Here is a 17,320-nt window from a genome sequence, read left to right as displayed (position 1 = left end):
TCCCCTGCCCGCGGTGCATGGCGCTGCGAGAAGCAGGGAAGGGCGCGGCCGCGCCTCAGGGGGGAGTTCACTTCTTCCTCAGGCGCAGGATGTGGCGGACGAACTGCTCGGAAGCCAGCTCCAGCGTGAGCAGATAGGCATCGACGCGGGCGCGGAAGTAGCGCCAGAAGATCAGCGCCGGGATCGCCACGATCAGGCCGAAGGCCGTGTTGTACAGCGCCACCGAGATGCCATGCGCCAGCTGCGCGGGGTTGCCGCCGCCCATGGCCTGGCCCACGCCGCCGCTGCCGGCCTGCGAGCCGAAGATCTCGATCATGCCGATCACGGTCCCCAGCAGGCCCAGCAGGGGCGCGGCCGATGCGATGGTGGCCAGCGCCGCGAGGTACTTCTCCAGCCGGTGGGCCACGGCCCGGCCGGCGCCTTCCATGGCCGAGCGCAGGTCGGTCTCGCTGCACTGGGGGTTGCTGTTGAGGGTGCGCAGGCCGCTGGCGAGCACCTCGCCCAGGGCGGAGTTCTGCGCGAGCTGGTTCACCACGTCGGGGGTGGGCACGGCCTTGGAGGACACCGTGATGGCTTCATCGAGCAATTTCGGAGGAGCGACGCGGGCCGTCTTGAGGGCCACGAACCGTTCGAAAATCAGCGCCATTCCCAGGATGGAACACGCAATCAGGGGCCAGATCGGCCAGCCCGCGGCTTGTATGATGGACAGCAAATCTCTCTCCGCGCAGATGAAAGCAATCGGCGATTATGGCCCAGCTTCCTGCCGTCTCCGCGTCACAAACAGTTACCTTGCCGGGTGGCCACCGCATCGGCGGTGTCACCCACAAAAACTGTGGATAACTTTGTGGGAAACCCGGTTCGTGCGCCGCGCAAAGTGGCGTCCCGCCGTGCTTGCAACAGATTGATGAAAAATTGCGCAGTGAAAAAATCATATAAATCAATGACTTGCATGTGCAACCGTGTTTTGCGGCCAGTTTTGCCGGGCGCGCTGCCGTCCTGGGTCGCTCGGGCGGTTCTGTGGAGTACTCGCCCCTGGAGCGCGCCGCGAAAGCCCGCCGTATCTCATGTTTGAGCGCCCGGGCCTCGCGGCGGCGCCGCGCGTTTGGGAAGTTGGCGCGCTATGCCGCGCCATTGCTGATGCGCTGGAGGCGCGGTTCAATCCTGTCGCGGTGCGCGGGGAGATCACGGGCTTCTCGCGCGCTTCCAGCGGTCATTGCTACTTCTCGGTCAAGGACGCGAATGGCCAGTTGCGCTGTGCCATGTTTCGCCGCGCGGCCAGCCTGCTTGACTTTTCTCCACGCGATGGCGAATTGGTGGAAGTGCGCGGCCGTCTTGGCGTGTACGAAGCGCGTGGCGACCTGCAGTTCATCGTGGAAAGCATGCAGCGGGCGGGGCAGGGGGCGCTGTTCGAGCAGTTCCTGCGCCTGAAGGCCCAGCTGGAGGCCGAAGGCCTTTTCAGCGGCGACCGCAAGCGTCCGCTGCCGCTGCAGCCGCGCGGCATCGGCCTGGTCACCTCCACGGGGGCGGCGGCCCTGCACGACGTCGTCACCGCCTTGCGCCGGCGCGTGCCGCACATCCCGGTGGTGCTGGTGCCCGCGCAGGTGCAAGGGGGCGCCGCACCGGCCTCGCTGGTGGCGGCGCTATCAAAACTGTATCTGCTGGCGCAGGCTGGACAAGCGCCAGGGGCTGATCTGACCCGCAACCCGCCGATCGACGTCATCCTGCTGGTGCGGGGCGGGGGTTCCATCGAGGACCTCTGGGCCTTCAACGACGAGCAACTGGCCCGCACCATCGTGCGCAGCCCCGTGCCGCTGGTCAGCGGCGTGGGGCATGAGACGGACTTCACCATCGCCGACTTCTGCGCCGACCTGCGCGCGCCCACACCCACCGCGGCCGCCGAGCTGGTGGCCCAGCCCCGCGACGTGTGGCTGGGCGCCCTGGGCCTGCTGGGCGGGCGCATCGCCGACGCGGTGCAGCGCCAGCTCGATGCACGCCACCAGCGGCTGGACCAGGCGGCGGCGCGGCTGGGCCGCCCGTCCGGCCTGGTGGCGCGCCAGCAGATGCAACTGGCGCGTCTGGCCCAGCGCATGCGGCATGGAGCGCTCCTGAAATTGCAGCGCCTGGCGCAGACGCAGGAAGCGCTGGAGGCCGATTTGCCCAACAAGCTGCTGCGCTGCGCCGCGCGGCAGTCGGACCGCCTGGACCGCGCGGCCCTGCGGCTGGAGTTGCTGGATCCGCGCCTGGTGCTGCAGCGCGGGTACGCGCTGCTGACCGATACCGGGGGCCAGGCCGTGACCAGCGCGCGGCAGGCGCACCCCGGCGACGCCTTGCGCGCCACGCTGGCCGACGGCGTGGTGGATGTGACGGTGTCCCAGCCGCGCCTGCTCTGACGGGGGTGCCTGTAGGACAGTGGCGGGTTGTGGCGCTTCGGCACCGATCCGTGTGGCCTCACGCTGCACAGGTCACCTGATCTTCCTACAATGCCCCCTTTGTGCTGTGTCCGACTGCATTGCTCAGGAAAGATCGCGGTGCAGATGGCATCCCAGAATTTCAAACCACGAGGAAACCACCATGGAACATACCCTTCCCCCGCTGCCTTACGCCATCGACGCCCTGGCGCCGCACTACAGCCAGGAAACCCTGGAGTACCACCACGGCAAGCACCACAACGCCTATGTGGTGAACCTCAACAACCTGCAAAAGGGCACTGAATTCGAATCCATGACGCTCGAAGAGATCGTCAAGAAGTCCAGCGGCGGCATCTACAACAACGCCGCCCAGATCTGGAACCACACCTTCTTCTGGAACTGCATGGCACCCCAGGGTGGCGGTGAGCCCTCCGGCGCGCTGGCTGCGGCCATCAACGCCAAGTGGGGCAGCTACGCCGCCTTCAAGGAAGCCTTCGTCAAGAGCGCCGTGGGCAACTTCGGCTCGGGCTGGACCTGGCTGGTGAAGAAGGCCGACGGCAGCGTGGACATCGTGAACACCGGCGCCGCCGGCACGCCGCTGACCACGGCCGACAAGGCACTGCTGACGGTGGACGTGTGGGAACACGCGTACTACATCGACTACCGCAACATGCGCCCCAAGTTCGTGGAGACCTTCCTCTCCAGCCTGGTGAACTGGAAGTTCGCGGAAGCCAACTTCGCCTGACGGATTGCTTGCGCGGTGCCGCGGCAGCCACCTGCCGCGGACAAGAAAAAACGGCCCCGCGGGGCCGTTTTTCTTTGCGGTCCCTCTGGCCCAGGGGCGGACCTAAGGGCGGCGAAACAGCGCGCCCGAGAGCTTGGCCCCTGCCTTGATGCCCTTCTGGGCAAACCAGCCCTGGTTCATTTCCAGCACATAGCGCACGGGCTTGGCGGAGCAGTGGGAGTCCAGTGTCTGCGGCTTCATGTCCGCCAGGTTCACGATGGTGCCGTCATCCTCCACGAAAGCCGCGGTGAGGGGCAGCAGGGTGTTTTTCATCCAGAAGCACTGCTGTGCCGGCTGCTCGAACACGAACAGCATGCCTTCGTGCTGCGGCATCTCCTTGCGGTGCATGAGGCCGGTCTGGCGTTCCTGGGGTGCAAGGGCGACCTGGGCGTCGATGCGGTGCATGCCCGCCGTCAGTTCGACGCGCCGCAGATTCAGCTGCGGTCCTTCCTGGGCGGCAACCCCGCCCGCATGCAGCAGGGCGGTGGCGGCCACCAGGGCGGCGCGGCGCGCGAAGGACATCACGCGGGCGGTGCGGGCCTGCGGGGCGCGGGCCGGGTGAAGATCGGTCATGGGCAGGGCTTTCATGAAGGCAACACGGACGATGGCAATGAACGGGCAGCAGAAAAATCACGCTGTGGACGATGGCAGATTAGCGCAAACATGCAGGCATGGCGGCACAACGGGGCATTGCACGGCCCCCATCAACAAAAACGCCCGCGGCAGCGGGCGATCTTGAAGCGGCGGGCCCTGGCCCCGCGCGGGCCTGGCGCCCGGCGTTTCAGGCCACCTTCTTGGTGGTTTTCTTCTTGGCGACCTTCTTGGTGCTGTGCGTCTTCTTCTTGGCCGTGGTGGCGGCCTTGTGGGTCTTGGCTACCGGTGCGGGAGCCGCGGCGGGCGCAGCCATGGGGGCTGCGGGAGCAGCAGGGGCGGGAGCGGTTGCTGGCGCTTGCTGTGCGAAAGCACCCGCAGCAAACAGACCAGCCACCAGTACAGCGAGGAGTTTTTTCATATGTGCCGTTTCCAGTGTGAACAAGGGTTGAGGGCCATGCGAAACCCCGCATGGCTCCACCCCCAACGATAGCAGCGGCAGCCGCGTTGACAGGGTCTTGGCCATAAATATTTGTCATTAGAATTGACCGGCTTCAGAGCGCTTTGCCCAATTCGCTGAATCCTGTTTCAGCCACCCCAGGAGACACCCGCCCATGACCAGCTACCAGCACATCAAGGTGCCCGCCGAAGGCCAGAAAATCACCGTCAACGCCGACATGTCGCTGAACGTGCCGGACCAGCCCATCATCCCTTTCATCGAAGGCGACGGCACGGGCCTGGACATCACGCCGGTGATGATCAAGGTGGTGGATGCCGCGGTGGCCAAGGCCTATGGCGGCAAGAAGAAGATCCACTGGATGGAGGTCTATGCCGGCGAGAAATCCACCAAGGTGTATGGCCCCGACGTGTGGCTGCCCGAAGAGACCCTGCAGGTGCTGCGCGAGTATGTGGTTTCCATCAAGGGCCCGCTGACCACGCCCGTGGGCGGCGGCATCCGCTCGCTGAACGTGGCGCTGCGCCAGGAGCTGGACCTGTACGTCTGCCTGCGCCCCGTGCAGTATTTCAAGGGCGTGCCTTCGCCGCTCAAGGAGCCCGAGAAGACCAACATGGTGATCTTCCGCGAGAACTCGGAGGACATCTATGCCGGCATCGAGTTCGAGGCCGAGTCCGACAAGGCCAAGAAACTCATCAAGTTCCTGCAGGACGAGATGGGCGTGAAGAAAATCCGTTTCCCCAACACCTCGGGCATCGGCGTCAAGCCCGTGTCGCGCGAGGGCACCGAGCGCCTGGTGCGCAAGGCCATCCAGTACGCCATCGACAACGACAAGCCCAGCGTGACCATCGTGCACAAGGGCAACATCATGAAGTACACCGAAGGCGGATTCCGTGACTGGGCCTATGCCCTGGCGCAAAAGGAGTTTGGCGCGCAGCTGATCGATGGCGGCCCGTGGTGCAAGTTCAAGAACCCCAAGTCGGGCAAGGACATCACCATCAAGGACAGCATCGCCGATGCCTTCCTGCAGCAGATCCTGCTGCGCCCCGCCGAATACTCGGTGGTGGCCACGCTCAATCTCAACGGCGACTACATCTCGGACGCGCTGGCGGCCCAGGTCGGTGGCATCGGCATCGCGCCCGGGGCCAACATGTCCGATTCGGTGGCCTGCTTCGAGGCCACGCACGGCACGGCGCCCAAGTACGCCGGCAAGGACTACGTGAACCCGGGCTCAGAGATCCTCTCGGCCGAGATGATGCTGCGCCACATGGGCTGGATCGACGCTGCCAACCTGATCATCCGCTCGCTGGAAAAGTCGATCGCCTCCAAGAAGGTGACCTACGATTTCGCGCGCCTGATGGATGGCGCCACGCAGGTGAGCTGTTCCGGTTTTGGCCAGGTGATGATCGACGCGATGGACTGACCGCCGCCGGCGCGCCGCGCGGCACGGATGGAGCCCCTGATCTCCGTGAGGATTTCAGGGTTTTTTGTTTTTCGGCTTCCCACGGCGGATGGCGAAGATGGGTCGGGGTATGGCGCATCGCGGCTTGGGCCGCGCGGTCCCCGGGGCGGCCCGCGCCCAGGCGGCCGGGGCGGGTGATCCGCGGGGCAGTTGAGTGTTGGCTATTTGGAGATTTCCCGCCTAAGATGGGATCAGCCATTGGCGAGGGCAATGAGGGCGAAGGCCGCTGCCGTCTGTGCGCGTTGGGCGCGCTGCGCAGGGAGATGGCCTCACACAGGGAGGGCTGCATGGCATCTGATTTTTCCGCCGCATACTGGGAGCAAAACCCCGATGCGCTGCTGGTGCTGTCGCCCGAGGGCATGGTGCTCAACTGGAACCCCGCCGCCGAAGCGATCTTTGGCTACGCGCTGGCCGAGGTGCAGGGCCGATCCCTGATGGATCTGATCGTTCCCGAGGGACGGGCCCATGAGGAAGACGAGATCCGCGCCGAGGCATTGCGCGGCGTGACGGCGGTGCACGAGTCGGTGCGTCGCCGCAAGGACGGCTCGCTCGTGCACGTGAATGTCTCCACCAAGGCGGTGCGCGATGACGGCGGGCAGCTGCTGTACTTCCTGTCCAGCAAGAAGGATGTCACCCAGCTCAAGGTCCAGCGCGAGGCCAAGTTGCTGGAGGCACGGTTTCGCGACCTGCTCGAATCCACGCCGGATGCCATCGTGATGGTCAATGTGACCGGCCGCATCGTGCTGGTGAATTCGCAGGCCGAGCGCGTGTTCGGCTACGAGCGGGCCGAGCTGCTGGGGCAGGCGGTGGAAGTGCTTCTGCCCCACCGCTACCGGGGCGCGCACCTGGGGCACCGCAGCGGCTTCTTCGGGGCACCGCGCACGCGCACGATGGGAGCGGGCCTGGAGCTGTATGGCCTGCGCAAGGGGGGCACCGAGTTTCCGGTGGAGATCAGCCTGAGCCCGATCCACACCGAGGAAGGCGAGATGGTGATGAGCGCCATCCGCGACATCACCGACCGCAAGCGGGCCGACCAGAAGTTCAAGGACCTGCTCGAAGCCGCGCCCGACGCCATGGTCATCGTCGACCGGGATGGCAGCATCGTGCTGGTCAATTCCCAGGCCGTGAAGCTGTTCGGCTGGAGCCGCACCGAGTTGCTGGGCCAGAAGATCGAATTGCTCGTGCCCGAACGTTTCAATGCCCGGCATCCCGAGCACCGCCACCGCTTCTTCGTCGAGCCACGCACCCGCTCCATGGGGGCGGGCCTTGATCTGTACGGACTGCGCAAGGACGGCTCCGAGTTCCCGGTCGAGATCAGCCTGAGCCCGCTGCAGACGGAGGAAGGCCTTTTCGTCTCGAGCGCGATCCGCGACGTGACCGAGCGCAAGCGGATCGAGCGGGTCTTGCGCGACAAGAACCTGGAGCTTGAAAATGCGGCCTTGGTCAAAGACCGCTTCCTGGCCAGCATGTCCCACGAACTGCGAACCCCGCTCAACGCCATCATCGGTTTCACGGGCACATTGCTGATGAAGCTGCCGGGCCCGCTCAATCCCGAGCAGGACAAGCAATTGCGCATCGTGCAGACGGGGGCGCGGCACCTTCTTTCCCTCATCAATGACCTGCTGGATGTGGCCAAGCTCAGCGCCAACAAGGTGTCGCTCAACATCGAGGCGCTCGACTGCCGGAGCATCGTCGCGGAAGTCGCGGCCACGCTGGAGCAGGAGGCCGGGCGCAAGGGGCTGGCGTTCAGCGTGCGCGCGCCCGCCCAGGCCGTCACCCTGCACACCGACCGCCGGGCGTTCAGCCAGATACTCATCAATCTGGTGGGCAATGCCATCAAGTTCACGCCGGAGGGGGCCGTGGAGGTGGTGCTGGAAGAGACGCTGTCGCCGCAAGGCCGCACCGTGCAGGTCCGGGTGCGGGACACGGGGCCCGGGATCGCGCCGCAGGAGCAGTCCCGGCTGTTCGAGGCGTTCTCGCGCGTGGAGACCGCCGACCGGCGCCACCACGAAGGCACGGGCCTGGGCCTGCACCTGAGCCGCAAGCTGGCCGAGGCGCTGGGCGGCAGCGTCGGCTTTGAAAGCACCGAAGGGCAGGGCAGCACGTTCACCGTGGAATTCCAGGAGACCAGCGCATGAAAGCCACCATCCTCGTCATCGAGGACGATGACGCGAGCCGGGAACTCGTCACCTACCTGCTGGAGGCCGCGGGCCACCGCGTGCTGGCCGCCGAGAATGGCGCGCTGGGCATGGGGCTCGCGCTGGCGGAATCTCCCGACCTGATCCTGTGCGACCTGCAGATGCCCGTCATGAACGGCTACGAGGTGGCGCAGAGCCTGCGCTCCCACCACGCGTGGCGCGTGGTGCCGCTGGTGGCCGTCACGGCGTTCTCCATGCCGGGCGACCGCGAGAAGGCGCTCGACGTGGGTTTCGACGAGCACCTTTCCAAGCCCATCACGCCCGAGACCTTCGTGAAGCAGGTCGAGGCATTTCTGGGCTCCTCGTTCCACGCGCCGCCTGCGGCGGCCTGAAGCAGCTACGGCGGCAGCATGGCCAAGATCCTTGTCGTGGATGACCTTCCGGCCAACCGGGCGCTGGTGGCCACGCTCATAGGACACAGCGGCCACCAGGCGCTGGAGGCGGCGGACGGCGCCCAGGCGCTGGACGTGGTGCGGGCAGAACGCCCGCAGCTGGTGATCTCCGACATCCTGATGCCCACGATGGACGGCTATGAGTTCGTGCGGCAGTTGCGTGCCGATCCCCAGCTCGCCGCCACGCAGGTGATTTTCTACAGCGCGCATTTCCGCGAGCAGGAGGCGCGCAACCTGGCCCTGGCCTGCGGGGTCGCCCAGGTGCTGGTGAAGCCCTGCGAGCCGCAGGACATCATCGCGGCCATCGAGCAGGCGCTGTCGCAGGTTCCGCCACAGCCCGTGCTCCCGCTGGAGCACAGCTTCCAGACGCGGCACCTGCAGCTCATGGCGGACAAGCTCACCGGCAACGTGGCCGAGCTGGAAGCCATGAACCGCCGGCTGGCGGCGCTGACCGACCTGAACCTGCAGCTGGCGTCCGAGCGCGACCCGCAGGTGCTGCTGGCCAGCGTCTGCCGGGGTGCGCGGGACCTGGTGGGCGCGCAGTACGTGGTGCTGTGCGCCGTGCGCAAGGATGGCCATGCGGCCCTGGTCTGCACCAGTGGCATCGATGCCGCCGCGACGGGGGTGCTGGACCTGCCCGTGGTGTCGCACGGCCTGCTGGGCAGCGTGCGCGCCGAGCGGCGGGCGCGGCGGGTGGCCAACGCCAGCGGCGACCCCCGCGAGGTGGGCTTGCCGGCGGGCTATCCGGCGCTGCACTGCGGCCTGATCGCGCCCATCACATCGCTGTCGTTCTCCTATGGCTGGATCTGCCTGGCCAACAAGCCCGGGTCGCACGAGTTCAGCGCCGAGGACGAGAAGATCCTGTCCATCCTGGGCGCCCAGGTGGGGCGCATCTACGAGAACGGAAGCCTGTACGCGGAGGTGCAGCGCCATGCCGACCAGCTTCAGTTCGAGGTGATCGAGCGCAAGCGGGTCATCGAAGAGCTCCGGGCCAGCGAGGCGGGCCTGCACCGCGCGCAGGTGCTGGCCAAGATCACCCATGTGATCAGCAGCCAGGACGGCGTGTTCGAGAGCTGGCCCGACACTTGCCCCCAGATGCTGGGCGTGGAGCCGTCGGCGATGCCCCGGTCCGCGCGCGAATGGCTGGCCCTCGTGTATCCGGACGACCAGCCCTTGTTCCGTGAGCGCGCGCTGGAGGCTGCCACCGAGGGCGTGCGCCTGGATTTCAACTACCGCCTCGTGCGCGCAGACGGCGCGGTGATCCACCTGCGCCAGGTCATGGAGCCTTTGCTGGCCGACGATGGCGTGGGCAGCGACACCGTCCGCTGGTTCAACACCATCCAGGACATCAGCGTGCAAAAGCGCGCGGAGGAAGAACTGCGCGAGAGCGACCGCCGCTTCAACGACATGCTGGACAAGGTGGAGATGATCTCGCTGATGCTCGACTGCGAGGGGCGCATCACCTATTGCAACGACTACCTGCTGCGCCTGACCGGGTGGCGGCGCGACGAGGTGTCCGGCCAGAACTGGTTCTCGCTGTTCGTGCCGCCCGAGCAGGCGGATGTGCGCGACGTGTTCGCCGACCTGCTGGCCGACCGCCCTTCTGCCTGGCACTACGACAACGAAATCATCACCCGCGGCGGCGAGCGCAGGCTGGTGCACTGGAACAATACCGTGCTGCGGTCGGCGGGCGGCCAGGTGACCGGCGTGGCCGCGCTCGGGGAGGACATCACCGAGCGCAAGGAGGCCGAGCACAAGATCAAGCGGCTCAACCGCGTGTACGCCATGCTCAGCGGCATCAACACGCTGATCGTGCGCGTGCGCAAGCGCGAGGAGCTGTTTCACGAGGCCTGCCGCATCGCCGTGGAGGAAGGGCAGTTCAAGATCGCGTGGCTGGGCAAGGTGGACGCGGCCCGCCAGCAGCTGGTGCCGGTGGCGCTCTCTGGCGCGGGAGAGGACTTCCTCGCGCACATCCGGGACCGGCTGCGGCTCCACGACAAGCCCACCCCGGGCGAGAGCCTGAGCGCGGAGGTGGTTCGCACCGGGCTGCCCGCCGTGTGCGACGACGTGGTGGGCGACCCCCGGATCTTGCTGCCCGGCCTGCTGGCGCAGCGTGGCGTGGCGTCGCTGGCCATGCTGCCGCTGGTCGTGGCCCACGAGGTGGTGGGGGTGCTGGCCCTGTTTTCCGAAGAGGTGGGTTTTTTCGACGAGGCCGAGATGAAGCTGCTGACCGAGCTGGCCGGCGACATCGGCTTCGCGCTCGACCACCTCGACAAGGAAGACCGGCTGAGTTACCTGGCCTACTACGACGAGATCACCGGCCTGCCCAACCGCACGCTTTTCCTGGAGCGCGCCGGCCAGCACCTGCGGCCCCGCGAAGGGCCGCGGCCGCTGCTCGGGATCGCGCTGATGGACATCAGCCGGTTCCGGTTCGTCAATGACACGCTGGGGCGGCAGATGGGGGACGAGCTTCTCAAGCAGGTGGCGCAGCGGCTGCAGCATGCGGCGGCCGATGTGCACGGCGTGGCGCGCATCGGGATCAACAGTTTCGGCATGGCCGTGGCCGGCGCCCGCGATGCCGGGGCCGTGGCGCTGGTGGTGGACCATCTCATGCGCAGCTGCTTTGATGCGCCCTTCCTGCTGGGGCAGACCGAGCTGCGCATGGCCGCCAAGGCAGGGGTGGCCCTGTACCCCATGGACGGCGTGGATGCCGAAGCGCTGCTGCGCAACGCCGAGGCCGCGGTCGGCAAGGCCAAGGCATCGGCCGACAGCCTGCTGTTCTACACCTCTGAAATGAACACCCGCGTGGCCGAGGCGCTGAGCCTGGAAGGCCGCCTGCGCGAAGCGCTGGAGCAGGGCCAGTTTGTTTTGCACTACCAGCCCAAGCAATGCCTGGCCAGCGGCGTCGTGGCGGGCGCCGAGGCGCTGATCCGCTGGAACGATCCGCACCGGGGCCTGGTGCCACCGGGGCTCTTCATTCCCATCCTGGAGGAGACCGGCCTGATCTACGACGTGGGCCGCTGGGCCCTTCGCCAGGCGCTGGCGGACAACCGGCGCTGGCGGCAGGCGGGCCACGCGCCGCTGCGCGTGGCGGTCAATGTGTCGTTCCTGCAGCTGCGGCACCGCAACTTCGTGGCCGAGGTGCGCGAGGCCCTGGCCCTGGACCCGGGGGCGGGCAGCGGGCTGGAGCTGGAGATCACCGAAAGCATGGTGATGGAGGACGTGGAGCACAGCAGGCGCAGCCTGCACGCCCTGCGCGAGATGGACATCACGATCGCCATCGACGATTTCGGCACCGGGTTCTCATCGCTGAGCTACCTGGCCACGCTGCCGGCCGACACGCTCAAGATCGACCGCTCCTTCATCCTGGGCATGGACACCGGAGCCCAGGGGCAGGCGCTGGTGTCCACCATCATCAACATGGGGCACTCGCTGGGGCTCAAGGTGGTGGCCGAGGGGGTCGAGACGGACGACCAGTGCCGCCGGCTCGCACTGCTGGGCTGCGACGAGATCCAGGGCTACCTGCTCAGCCGGCCCCTGCCCGCGGACGTGTTCGAGGCCCAGTTCCTGGCGGGTTCCGCCGGCGTGCCCGCGCATTGAGTCCGGCGGCGGTCCCGTGGCGGGCCCCGCCGCCGCGCCGCCGCGTAGTGTCAGTGTTTTTGCACCAACTTGATGATGCTGGAGAAATCCAGCGCGCCATGGCCCGCCAGGCTGTGTGCGGCATACAGGCTGCGCGCCAGGCCGCCGAGCGGGGTGGAGGCCTTCACGGCCGCGGCGTTCTCCTGCGCCAGCCCCAGGTCCTTGAGCATGAGGTCGGTGCCGAAGCCGCCCGCATAGCCCTTGCTCGCCGGCGCGGTCTCCATCACGCCGGGCATGGGGTTGTACTTCTCCAGCGCCCAGTTGCCGCCCGAGCTGCGGCGCATGATCTCGGAGAGCACCTTCGGGTCCAGGCCATTGGCCACGCCCAGGGCGATCGCCTCGCTGGTGCCGGCCATCAGGATGCCCAGCAGCATGTTGTTGCAGATCTTGGCCGTCTGGCCCGCGCCCACGGCGCCGGCGTGAAAGATGTTGGCGCCCATCTTCTCGAGCACGGGGCGCGCGCGTTCCAGTGCCGGGGTGTCGCCGCCCACCATGAAGGTCAGCGTGCCGGCGATGGCCCCGCCCGTGCCGCCCGAGACGGGCGCGTCGATGAAGTCCATGCCCCGTGCCTTGGCGGCCTCGGCCACCTTGCGCGACGTGGCTGCGGCGATGGTCGAGCAGTCGATCACCAGCGTGCCCTCGGCCAGCAGCGGCAGCAGGCCGGGTTGCCGGTCGCTGCCCAGATAGAGCGTTTCCACGTGCTGGCTGGCGGGCAGCATGCTGATGACGACCTCGGCCCCTTGCACGCAGGCGCCGGCGTCCGTCGCGATGCGCACGCCATCGGCGGCGAGCTTGTCGCAGGCCGGCTTGGAGAGGTCGAAGGCGCCCACGTCGTGGCCCGCCTTGTGCAGGTTCAGGGCCATGGGGCCGCCCATGTTGCCGAGGCCGATGAATGCAATCTTCATGGTGTGTTTCTCCTGGATGTCGTTGTGGTGGTGAATCGGGTTGGTATGAAATTGATAGCTGCCAGCGCTTGTTTTCAAAGGGCTACCGGCCGAAAAGGCTTGAAAATCACTCGGCGAAATCTGCGCCGCGGGCTTTCAGCTCCGCGCGCAGCACCGAGCGGTGACAACGCGATTCGTCCTCGCAGTAGCAGCCCAGCGACATCGCGGCATGGCGCGAGAGCGCGGCCAGCAGGTCCAGCGTGCGGCTGGCCTCGGGCTGGGCCAGTTCCTTGCGGAACTGCTTGACGAACGCTTCCCACTCCTTGTCCGTCTGCGCCTGCTGGCCCTGGGCCATGAGTTCGGCCGTGGGGGACAGCAGGGGGTACCACACGTCGTAGTAGTCGCGGCTGGCGAACTCGGTCTTGGGCACGCCACGCGGCGGGCGGCGCACGGTGCCGATGCGGGTGCCTTCCCCGGCGGCGCGCGGGGTGCCGAGGCGGACGATGCGAAGGGGCATGGTGGTGGGCTCCAGGGAGGGTGGGGCAGATCAGTCGTCGGCTTCGAAGATGCTGTGCTTCTTCGCGGCGGTTTTTTTCTTCGGCTGGGTGCCGGTGCTGGCGGGCGCTTTCCTGGCCGCGGCCGGGGTGTTGGTTGTTTTCTTCTTGCGCGGCGATGCCTTGGCCAGCGGGTTGTAGGCCAGGGCTGCTTCGAGCCAATGGTTCCACTGTGCGCGAGTGGCGTAGCCATTGGGCTCCACCCAGAAGTAGCCCTTCATGCCGCCGCCGGGCGACAGCTCGCGGGTGTTCTGCATCTCCTGCACCTCGCCATGGCGCTCCGGCGGCAGGCGCACCAGCAGTTCCTCGCCCTTGACGGCGACACACATCTTGCCGTCCACAAAAAACGCATGGGTGCCGAACAGCGGGCGCTCCTCCACGTCGCTGCGGTGCGCGAGCGCCGTGCGCACGGCGTCGATCAGGTGCAGGGTTTCGTCGGAGAGGGGGCGGGCGGGCATGGTTTCAGGTCAAATAGGCCGCTAGCGCTTGATGGATAAGCGCTGGCAGCTATAAAAACAGGAGTTTTTGCCTAGCGGATGGCCTCCGTCGCATCCCCGTCCAGCATGCGCCGCGCAATGATCACGCGCATGATTTCGTTCGTGCCTTCCAGGATCTGGTGCACGCGCGCGTCGCGCAGCAGGCGCTCCAGCGGGTATTCGCGGATGTAGCCATAGCCGCCGTGCAACTGCAGGGCGTCGTTGATGACGGTGAAGCCCGCGTCGGTGGCGAAGCGCTTGGCCATGGCGCAGTAGGTGGAGGCGTCGCGGGCCCCCGCGTCCAGCTTGCTGGCGGCCAGGCGCACCATCTGGCGCGCGGCCACGAGTTCCGTCGCCATGTCGGCCAGCTTGAACTGCAGGGCCTGGAAGCTGGCGATGGGTTTGCCAAACTGCTTGCGGTCCTGCATGTATTGCTGCGCGGCGTTGAGCGCGCCTTGCGCCGCGCCCACCGAGCAGGTGGCGATGTTGATGCGGCCGCCGTCCAGGCCCTTCATCGCGATCTTGAAGCCTTCGCCCTCGCGGCCCAGCAGGTGGTCGGCCGGGATGCGCACGTTGTCGAAGCTGATGGTGCGCGTGGGCTGGCTGTTCCAGCCCATCTTGTGTTCCTTCTTGCCGTAGGTGATGCCGGGTGCATCGGCTGGCACGGCAAAGGCGCTGACGCCGCTAGCGCCCGAATTCGCGTCGCCCGTGCGCGCCATGAGCACCAGCACGTCGGTGCTGCCTGCGCCGCTGATGAAGGCCTTGCTGCCGTTGATGACGTAGTCGTGGCCCACCAGTTCGGCACGCGTCTTGAGCGAGGCGGCGTCGGAGCCTGCGCCGGGCTCGGTGAGGCAGTAGGACGCGAGCTTCTCGCCCGTGGTCAACAGCGGCCCCCAGTGGTCGCGCACGACGGGGGTGGCCCAGGTGCCCAGCATCCAGGTGGCCATGTTGTGGATGGTGATGAAGGCGGTGGTGCTGGGGTCGATGGCGGCCATTTCCTCGAACACCAGTGTGGCGTCCAGGCGGGGCAGGGCGAGGCCACCGGCGTTCTCGGGTGCATACAGGCCACAAAAGCCCAGCTCGCCCGCCTTGGCGATGGCTTCCTTCGGGAAGATGCCCTCGGCGTCCCACAACGCCGCGTGGGGCGCGAACTCGGCTTGCGCAAAGTCGCGGGCCGTCTGGGCAAAGGCGCGTTGTTCTTCGGTGAGTTCAAAGTCCATGGTGTTCTGTCTCGTCGTCGGTTCTTGTTGTTCTGGGCGCCCGGTTCAGGGCCTGGCGGATGGGTGGTCCAGCGTCAGCCAGCGCATCAGGCCCTTGCGGCGGGTCTCGGTCTCCGTCGTCAGACACTCGTGGTACAGGCGCGGCCACTGGGGCTGCGACTCGGCACTGCGCGTGGCCTGCTTGCAGCGCGTGGTGCGTTCGCGCTGCCAGGCCGTGTGCTCCTGCCGCAGCTGGGGCCGCTCGTGGGCCGACAGGGCGCGCATCACATCACCGTAAAGGATGCCAATCTGCGTGTCTGCCGCCTGAAAGGCCTGCACCGCGCAGGCATTGGTTTCCTCCACGCTGCCGCCGGGTTTGCAGGCGGCACCGGCCTGCGCGTGGGCATCAGCTCCCACCAGCATCACGCAAGCCGCACCGAAGACCATGGCCCATCCCCGCATCATTGTCAGATCAATTTGCATGCCCCGCTTTTACCATCGACCACAGTGGTCACGACTGGCGCGGCCTAAGGCCAGTGCCACCGTGCAAGGGCCGCCCCGCCGCACGGGTGGCGTCCCCCTTCCGCATCGCGCAGCGATGCAAGAGAAGAGAAGGGGGAAGGCGCGCAGCGCCTCAGGGGGATGTCACTTCAAGCTAATCGTCGTGTTCACACCATGCGACGTGGTGCTGTCATCAAACCAGCGGGCCGTCACCGTCTTGGTCTGCGTGTAGAACATGACGACCTGCTTGCCGTAAGGGCCCAGGTCGCCCAGCTTGGACGCGCGCGAACCCGTGAACGAGAACAACGGCACTGGCACGGGGATTGGCACGTTGATGCCGACCTGGCCCACGTCGATTTCTTCCTGGAACTTGCGCGCTGCCGCTCCCGACTGCGTGAAGATGGCCGTGCCGTTGCCGTTGGGGTTGCTGTTGATGAACTCGATGGCTTCGTCGATGTCGGCGGCGGGCACCAGGGCCAGCACGGGGCCGAAGATTTCCTGGTCATAGATGGCCATGCCGGGCTTCACGTTCGAGAAGATCGTCGGGCCCACGAAGTTGCCCTTTTCATAGCCGGGCACCACAGGCTTGCGGCCGTCCAGCTCCAGCGTGGCGCCATCGGCGATGCCGCGTTCGATCAGGCCTTCCACACGCGAGAGCGCCGCACAGGAAACGAGCGGGCCCACGTCCGTGCCCTTTTCAGTGCCGCCGTTGACCTTGAGCGTCTTGGCCTTGGCCACCAGATCGGGAATCCACTTTTGCGCGTCGCCCACCAGCACCACCACGGGCAGGGCCATGCAGCGCTGGCCGGCGGCGCCAAATGCGGCACCGGCGATGGCGTTGAGCGACTGTTCCTTGTTCGCGTCGGGCAGGATGATCGCGTGGTTCTTGGCGCCCATCATGCATTGCGCGCGCTTGCCGGCCAGGGTGGCGCGGTTGTACACATGGGTGCCCACCTTGGTGGAGCCCACGAAGGAGACTGCCTTGATGTCCTTGTGGTCGCAGATCGCGTTGACGGCCATTTCGCCGCCGTGGATCACGTTGAGCACACCGGGTGGAATGCCGGCTTCGAGCGCCAGTTCGACCAGGCGCATGGTCACCATAGGGTCCTGCTCGGAGGGCTTGAGCACGAAGGTGTTGCCCGTGGCGATCGCCATGGGGAACATCCACAGCGGGATCATGGCCGGGAAGTTGAAGGGCGTGATGCCCGCGCACACGCCCAGCGGCTGGAGCAGGGTGTAAGTATCGACGCCACCGGCCACGTTGTTGGCCAGCTCGCCCAGCTGCAGGTTGCCGATGCTGGCGGCGTGTTCCACCACTTCCAGGCCACGGAACACGTCGCCTTCGGCGTCGGGCAAGGTCTTGCCTTGTTCGGCCGTGAGGATGGCGGCCAGCTCGGCCATGTTTTCGCGGATGAGCTGCTGGTACTTGAGGAAGATGCGGGCGCGCGTGCCGATGGGCGTCTTCTTCCAGGTCTTGAACGCTTCCTTGGCCGAGGCCACGGCGGCATCGATTTCGTCGGCCGTGGCAAAGGGCACGCGGGCCAGCACCTCTTGCGTGGCGGGGTTCACCACGTCGCGCCACTCGGTGGTCTTGGACTCGACGAACTGGCCGCCGATCAGCAGCTTGACGGTGGGGGCCAGTGCGGCCACGTGGGTGGGTGCGTTCATGGTTTTGTCTCCGGGGGGTTGCAAACGGCCCGCGGTGCAGGCCAACCCGTGCATGTTATGCGTGCAAATATGTAATTACAAGGCGTTGCTCTGCAATGTGTATGTGCTTA

16 protein-coding genes are annotated in these 17,320 nt (G+C 66.8%); 6 read left to right on the top strand and 10 right to left on the bottom strand.

All coding sequences use genetic code 11. The features are described from left to right. Nucleotides 1–67 precede the first annotated feature (67 nt). Together AC3RCE_RS13980 and AC3RCE_RS13975 are read right to left on the bottom strand one after the other, a co-directional pair. Nucleotides 68–712 carry a MotA/TolQ/ExbB proton channel family protein gene (locus AC3RCE_RS13980; RefSeq protein ID WP_218294891.1) on the bottom strand — a complete coding sequence of 215 codons (645 nt, stop codon included), beginning with the start codon at nucleotides 710–712 and terminating at the stop codon, nucleotides 68–70. A 62-nt stretch (nucleotides 713–774) separates the two neighbouring features. After that, nucleotides 775–951 carry a hypothetical protein gene (locus AC3RCE_RS13975; protein ID WP_218294892.1) on the bottom strand — a complete coding sequence of 59 codons (177 nt, stop codon included), beginning with the start codon at nucleotides 949–951 and terminating at the stop codon, nucleotides 775–777. Nucleotides 952–1,064: 113 nt separating this feature from the next. On the opposite strand from AC3RCE_RS13975, the gene xseA reads away from it, so the two are divergent. Beyond that, nucleotides 1,065–2,390, top strand: coding sequence for an exodeoxyribonuclease VII large subunit (xseA, locus tag AC3RCE_RS13970; protein ID WP_492253266.1), 1,326 nt, complete (start codon nucleotides 1,065–1,067; stop codon nucleotides 2,388–2,390). A 181-nt stretch (nucleotides 2,391–2,571) separates the two neighbouring features. Then, nucleotides 2,572–3,153: a superoxide dismutase gene (locus AC3RCE_RS13965; RefSeq protein ID WP_218338504.1), complete on the top strand. Its 582-nt coding sequence runs from the start codon at nucleotides 2,572–2,574 to the stop codon at nucleotides 3,151–3,153. A 102-nt stretch (nucleotides 3,154–3,255) separates the two neighbouring features. Here the strand turns inward: AC3RCE_RS13965 and AC3RCE_RS13960 are convergent, their stop codons facing one another. Both AC3RCE_RS13960 and AC3RCE_RS13955 read right to left on the bottom strand, forming a co-directional pair. After that, nucleotides 3,256–3,714 carry a DUF192 domain-containing protein gene (locus AC3RCE_RS13960; RefSeq protein WP_492255383.1) on the bottom strand — a complete coding sequence of 153 codons (459 nt, stop codon included), beginning with the start codon at nucleotides 3,712–3,714 and terminating at the stop codon, nucleotides 3,256–3,258. 259 nt (nucleotides 3,715–3,973) lie between these two features. Then, entirely contained in the window at nucleotides 3,974–4,204 is a 231-nt protein-coding gene (locus AC3RCE_RS13955; RefSeq protein ID WP_218294896.1) for a hypothetical protein, read from the bottom strand. Between the two features lie 193 nt (nucleotides 4,205–4,397). On the opposite strand from AC3RCE_RS13955, the gene icd reads away from it, so the two are divergent. From icd to AC3RCE_RS13935, 4 genes are all read left to right on the top strand, one after another. Next, on the top strand, nucleotides 4,398–5,660 hold the full coding sequence (gene icd / locus AC3RCE_RS13950; RefSeq protein ID WP_218294897.1) for an NADP-dependent isocitrate dehydrogenase: 1,263 nt from the start codon (nucleotides 4,398–4,400) through the stop codon (nucleotides 5,658–5,660). Nucleotides 5,661–5,986: 326 nt separating this feature from the next. Continuing rightward, nucleotides 5,987–7,837, top strand: a complete 1,851-nt coding sequence (locus tag AC3RCE_RS13945; protein ID WP_218294898.1) for a PAS domain S-box protein — start codon at nucleotides 5,987–5,989, stop codon at nucleotides 7,835–7,837. Next, the gene (locus AC3RCE_RS13940; RefSeq protein ID WP_218294899.1) at nucleotides 7,834–8,229 is read left to right on the top strand and encodes a response regulator; all 396 of its coding nucleotides are present in this window, start codon (nucleotides 7,834–7,836) and stop codon (nucleotides 8,227–8,229) included. The genes AC3RCE_RS13945 and AC3RCE_RS13940 overlap by 4 nt, the downstream gene beginning before the upstream one ends. 18 nt (nucleotides 8,230–8,247) lie before the next feature. Continuing rightward, entirely contained in the window at nucleotides 8,248–11,889 is a 3,642-nt protein-coding gene (locus tag AC3RCE_RS13935) for an EAL domain-containing protein (protein WP_492253265.1), read from the top strand. A 50-nt stretch (nucleotides 11,890–11,939) separates the two neighbouring features. Here AC3RCE_RS13935 and mmsB read toward each other — a convergent pair whose 3' ends face one another. The 6 genes from mmsB to AC3RCE_RS13905 form a co-directional block, all read right to left on the bottom strand. Then, a complete protein-coding gene (gene mmsB / locus AC3RCE_RS13930; protein WP_218294901.1) occupies nucleotides 11,940–12,833 on the bottom strand; it encodes a 3-hydroxyisobutyrate dehydrogenase in 894 nt (297 codons plus the stop codon). Nucleotides 12,834–12,939: 106 nt separating this feature from the next. Further along, nucleotides 12,940–13,329: a DUF488 domain-containing protein gene (locus AC3RCE_RS13925; RefSeq protein ID WP_218294902.1), complete on the bottom strand. Its 390-nt coding sequence runs from the start codon at nucleotides 13,327–13,329 to the stop codon at nucleotides 12,940–12,942. 30 nt (nucleotides 13,330–13,359) lie between these two features. After that, the gene (locus tag AC3RCE_RS13920) at nucleotides 13,360–13,824 is read right to left on the bottom strand and encodes a TfoX/Sxy family protein (protein ID WP_369642528.1); all 465 of its coding nucleotides are present in this window, start codon (nucleotides 13,822–13,824) and stop codon (nucleotides 13,360–13,362) included. A 71-nt stretch (nucleotides 13,825–13,895) separates the two neighbouring features. Then, nucleotides 13,896–15,062: an acyl-CoA dehydrogenase family protein gene (locus AC3RCE_RS13915; protein WP_369642527.1), complete on the bottom strand. Its 1,167-nt coding sequence runs from the start codon at nucleotides 15,060–15,062 to the stop codon at nucleotides 13,896–13,898. Between the two features lie 45 nt (nucleotides 15,063–15,107). Then, nucleotides 15,108–15,488: a lysozyme inhibitor LprI family protein gene (locus AC3RCE_RS13910; RefSeq protein ID WP_369643908.1), complete on the bottom strand. Its 381-nt coding sequence runs from the start codon at nucleotides 15,486–15,488 to the stop codon at nucleotides 15,108–15,110. 198 nt (nucleotides 15,489–15,686) lie between these two features. After that, entirely contained in the window at nucleotides 15,687–17,210 is a 1,524-nt protein-coding gene (locus AC3RCE_RS13905; RefSeq protein ID WP_492253264.1) for a CoA-acylating methylmalonate-semialdehyde dehydrogenase, read from the bottom strand. Nucleotides 17,211–17,320: the final 110 nt, after the last annotated feature.

The sequence above is a fragment of the Acidovorax sp. GW823-FHT05D11 genome, assembly GCF_058795695.1.
The sequence above is the reverse complement of the archived record's forward strand: the minus strand, read 5'-3'. Positions and strand labels throughout refer to the sequence as shown.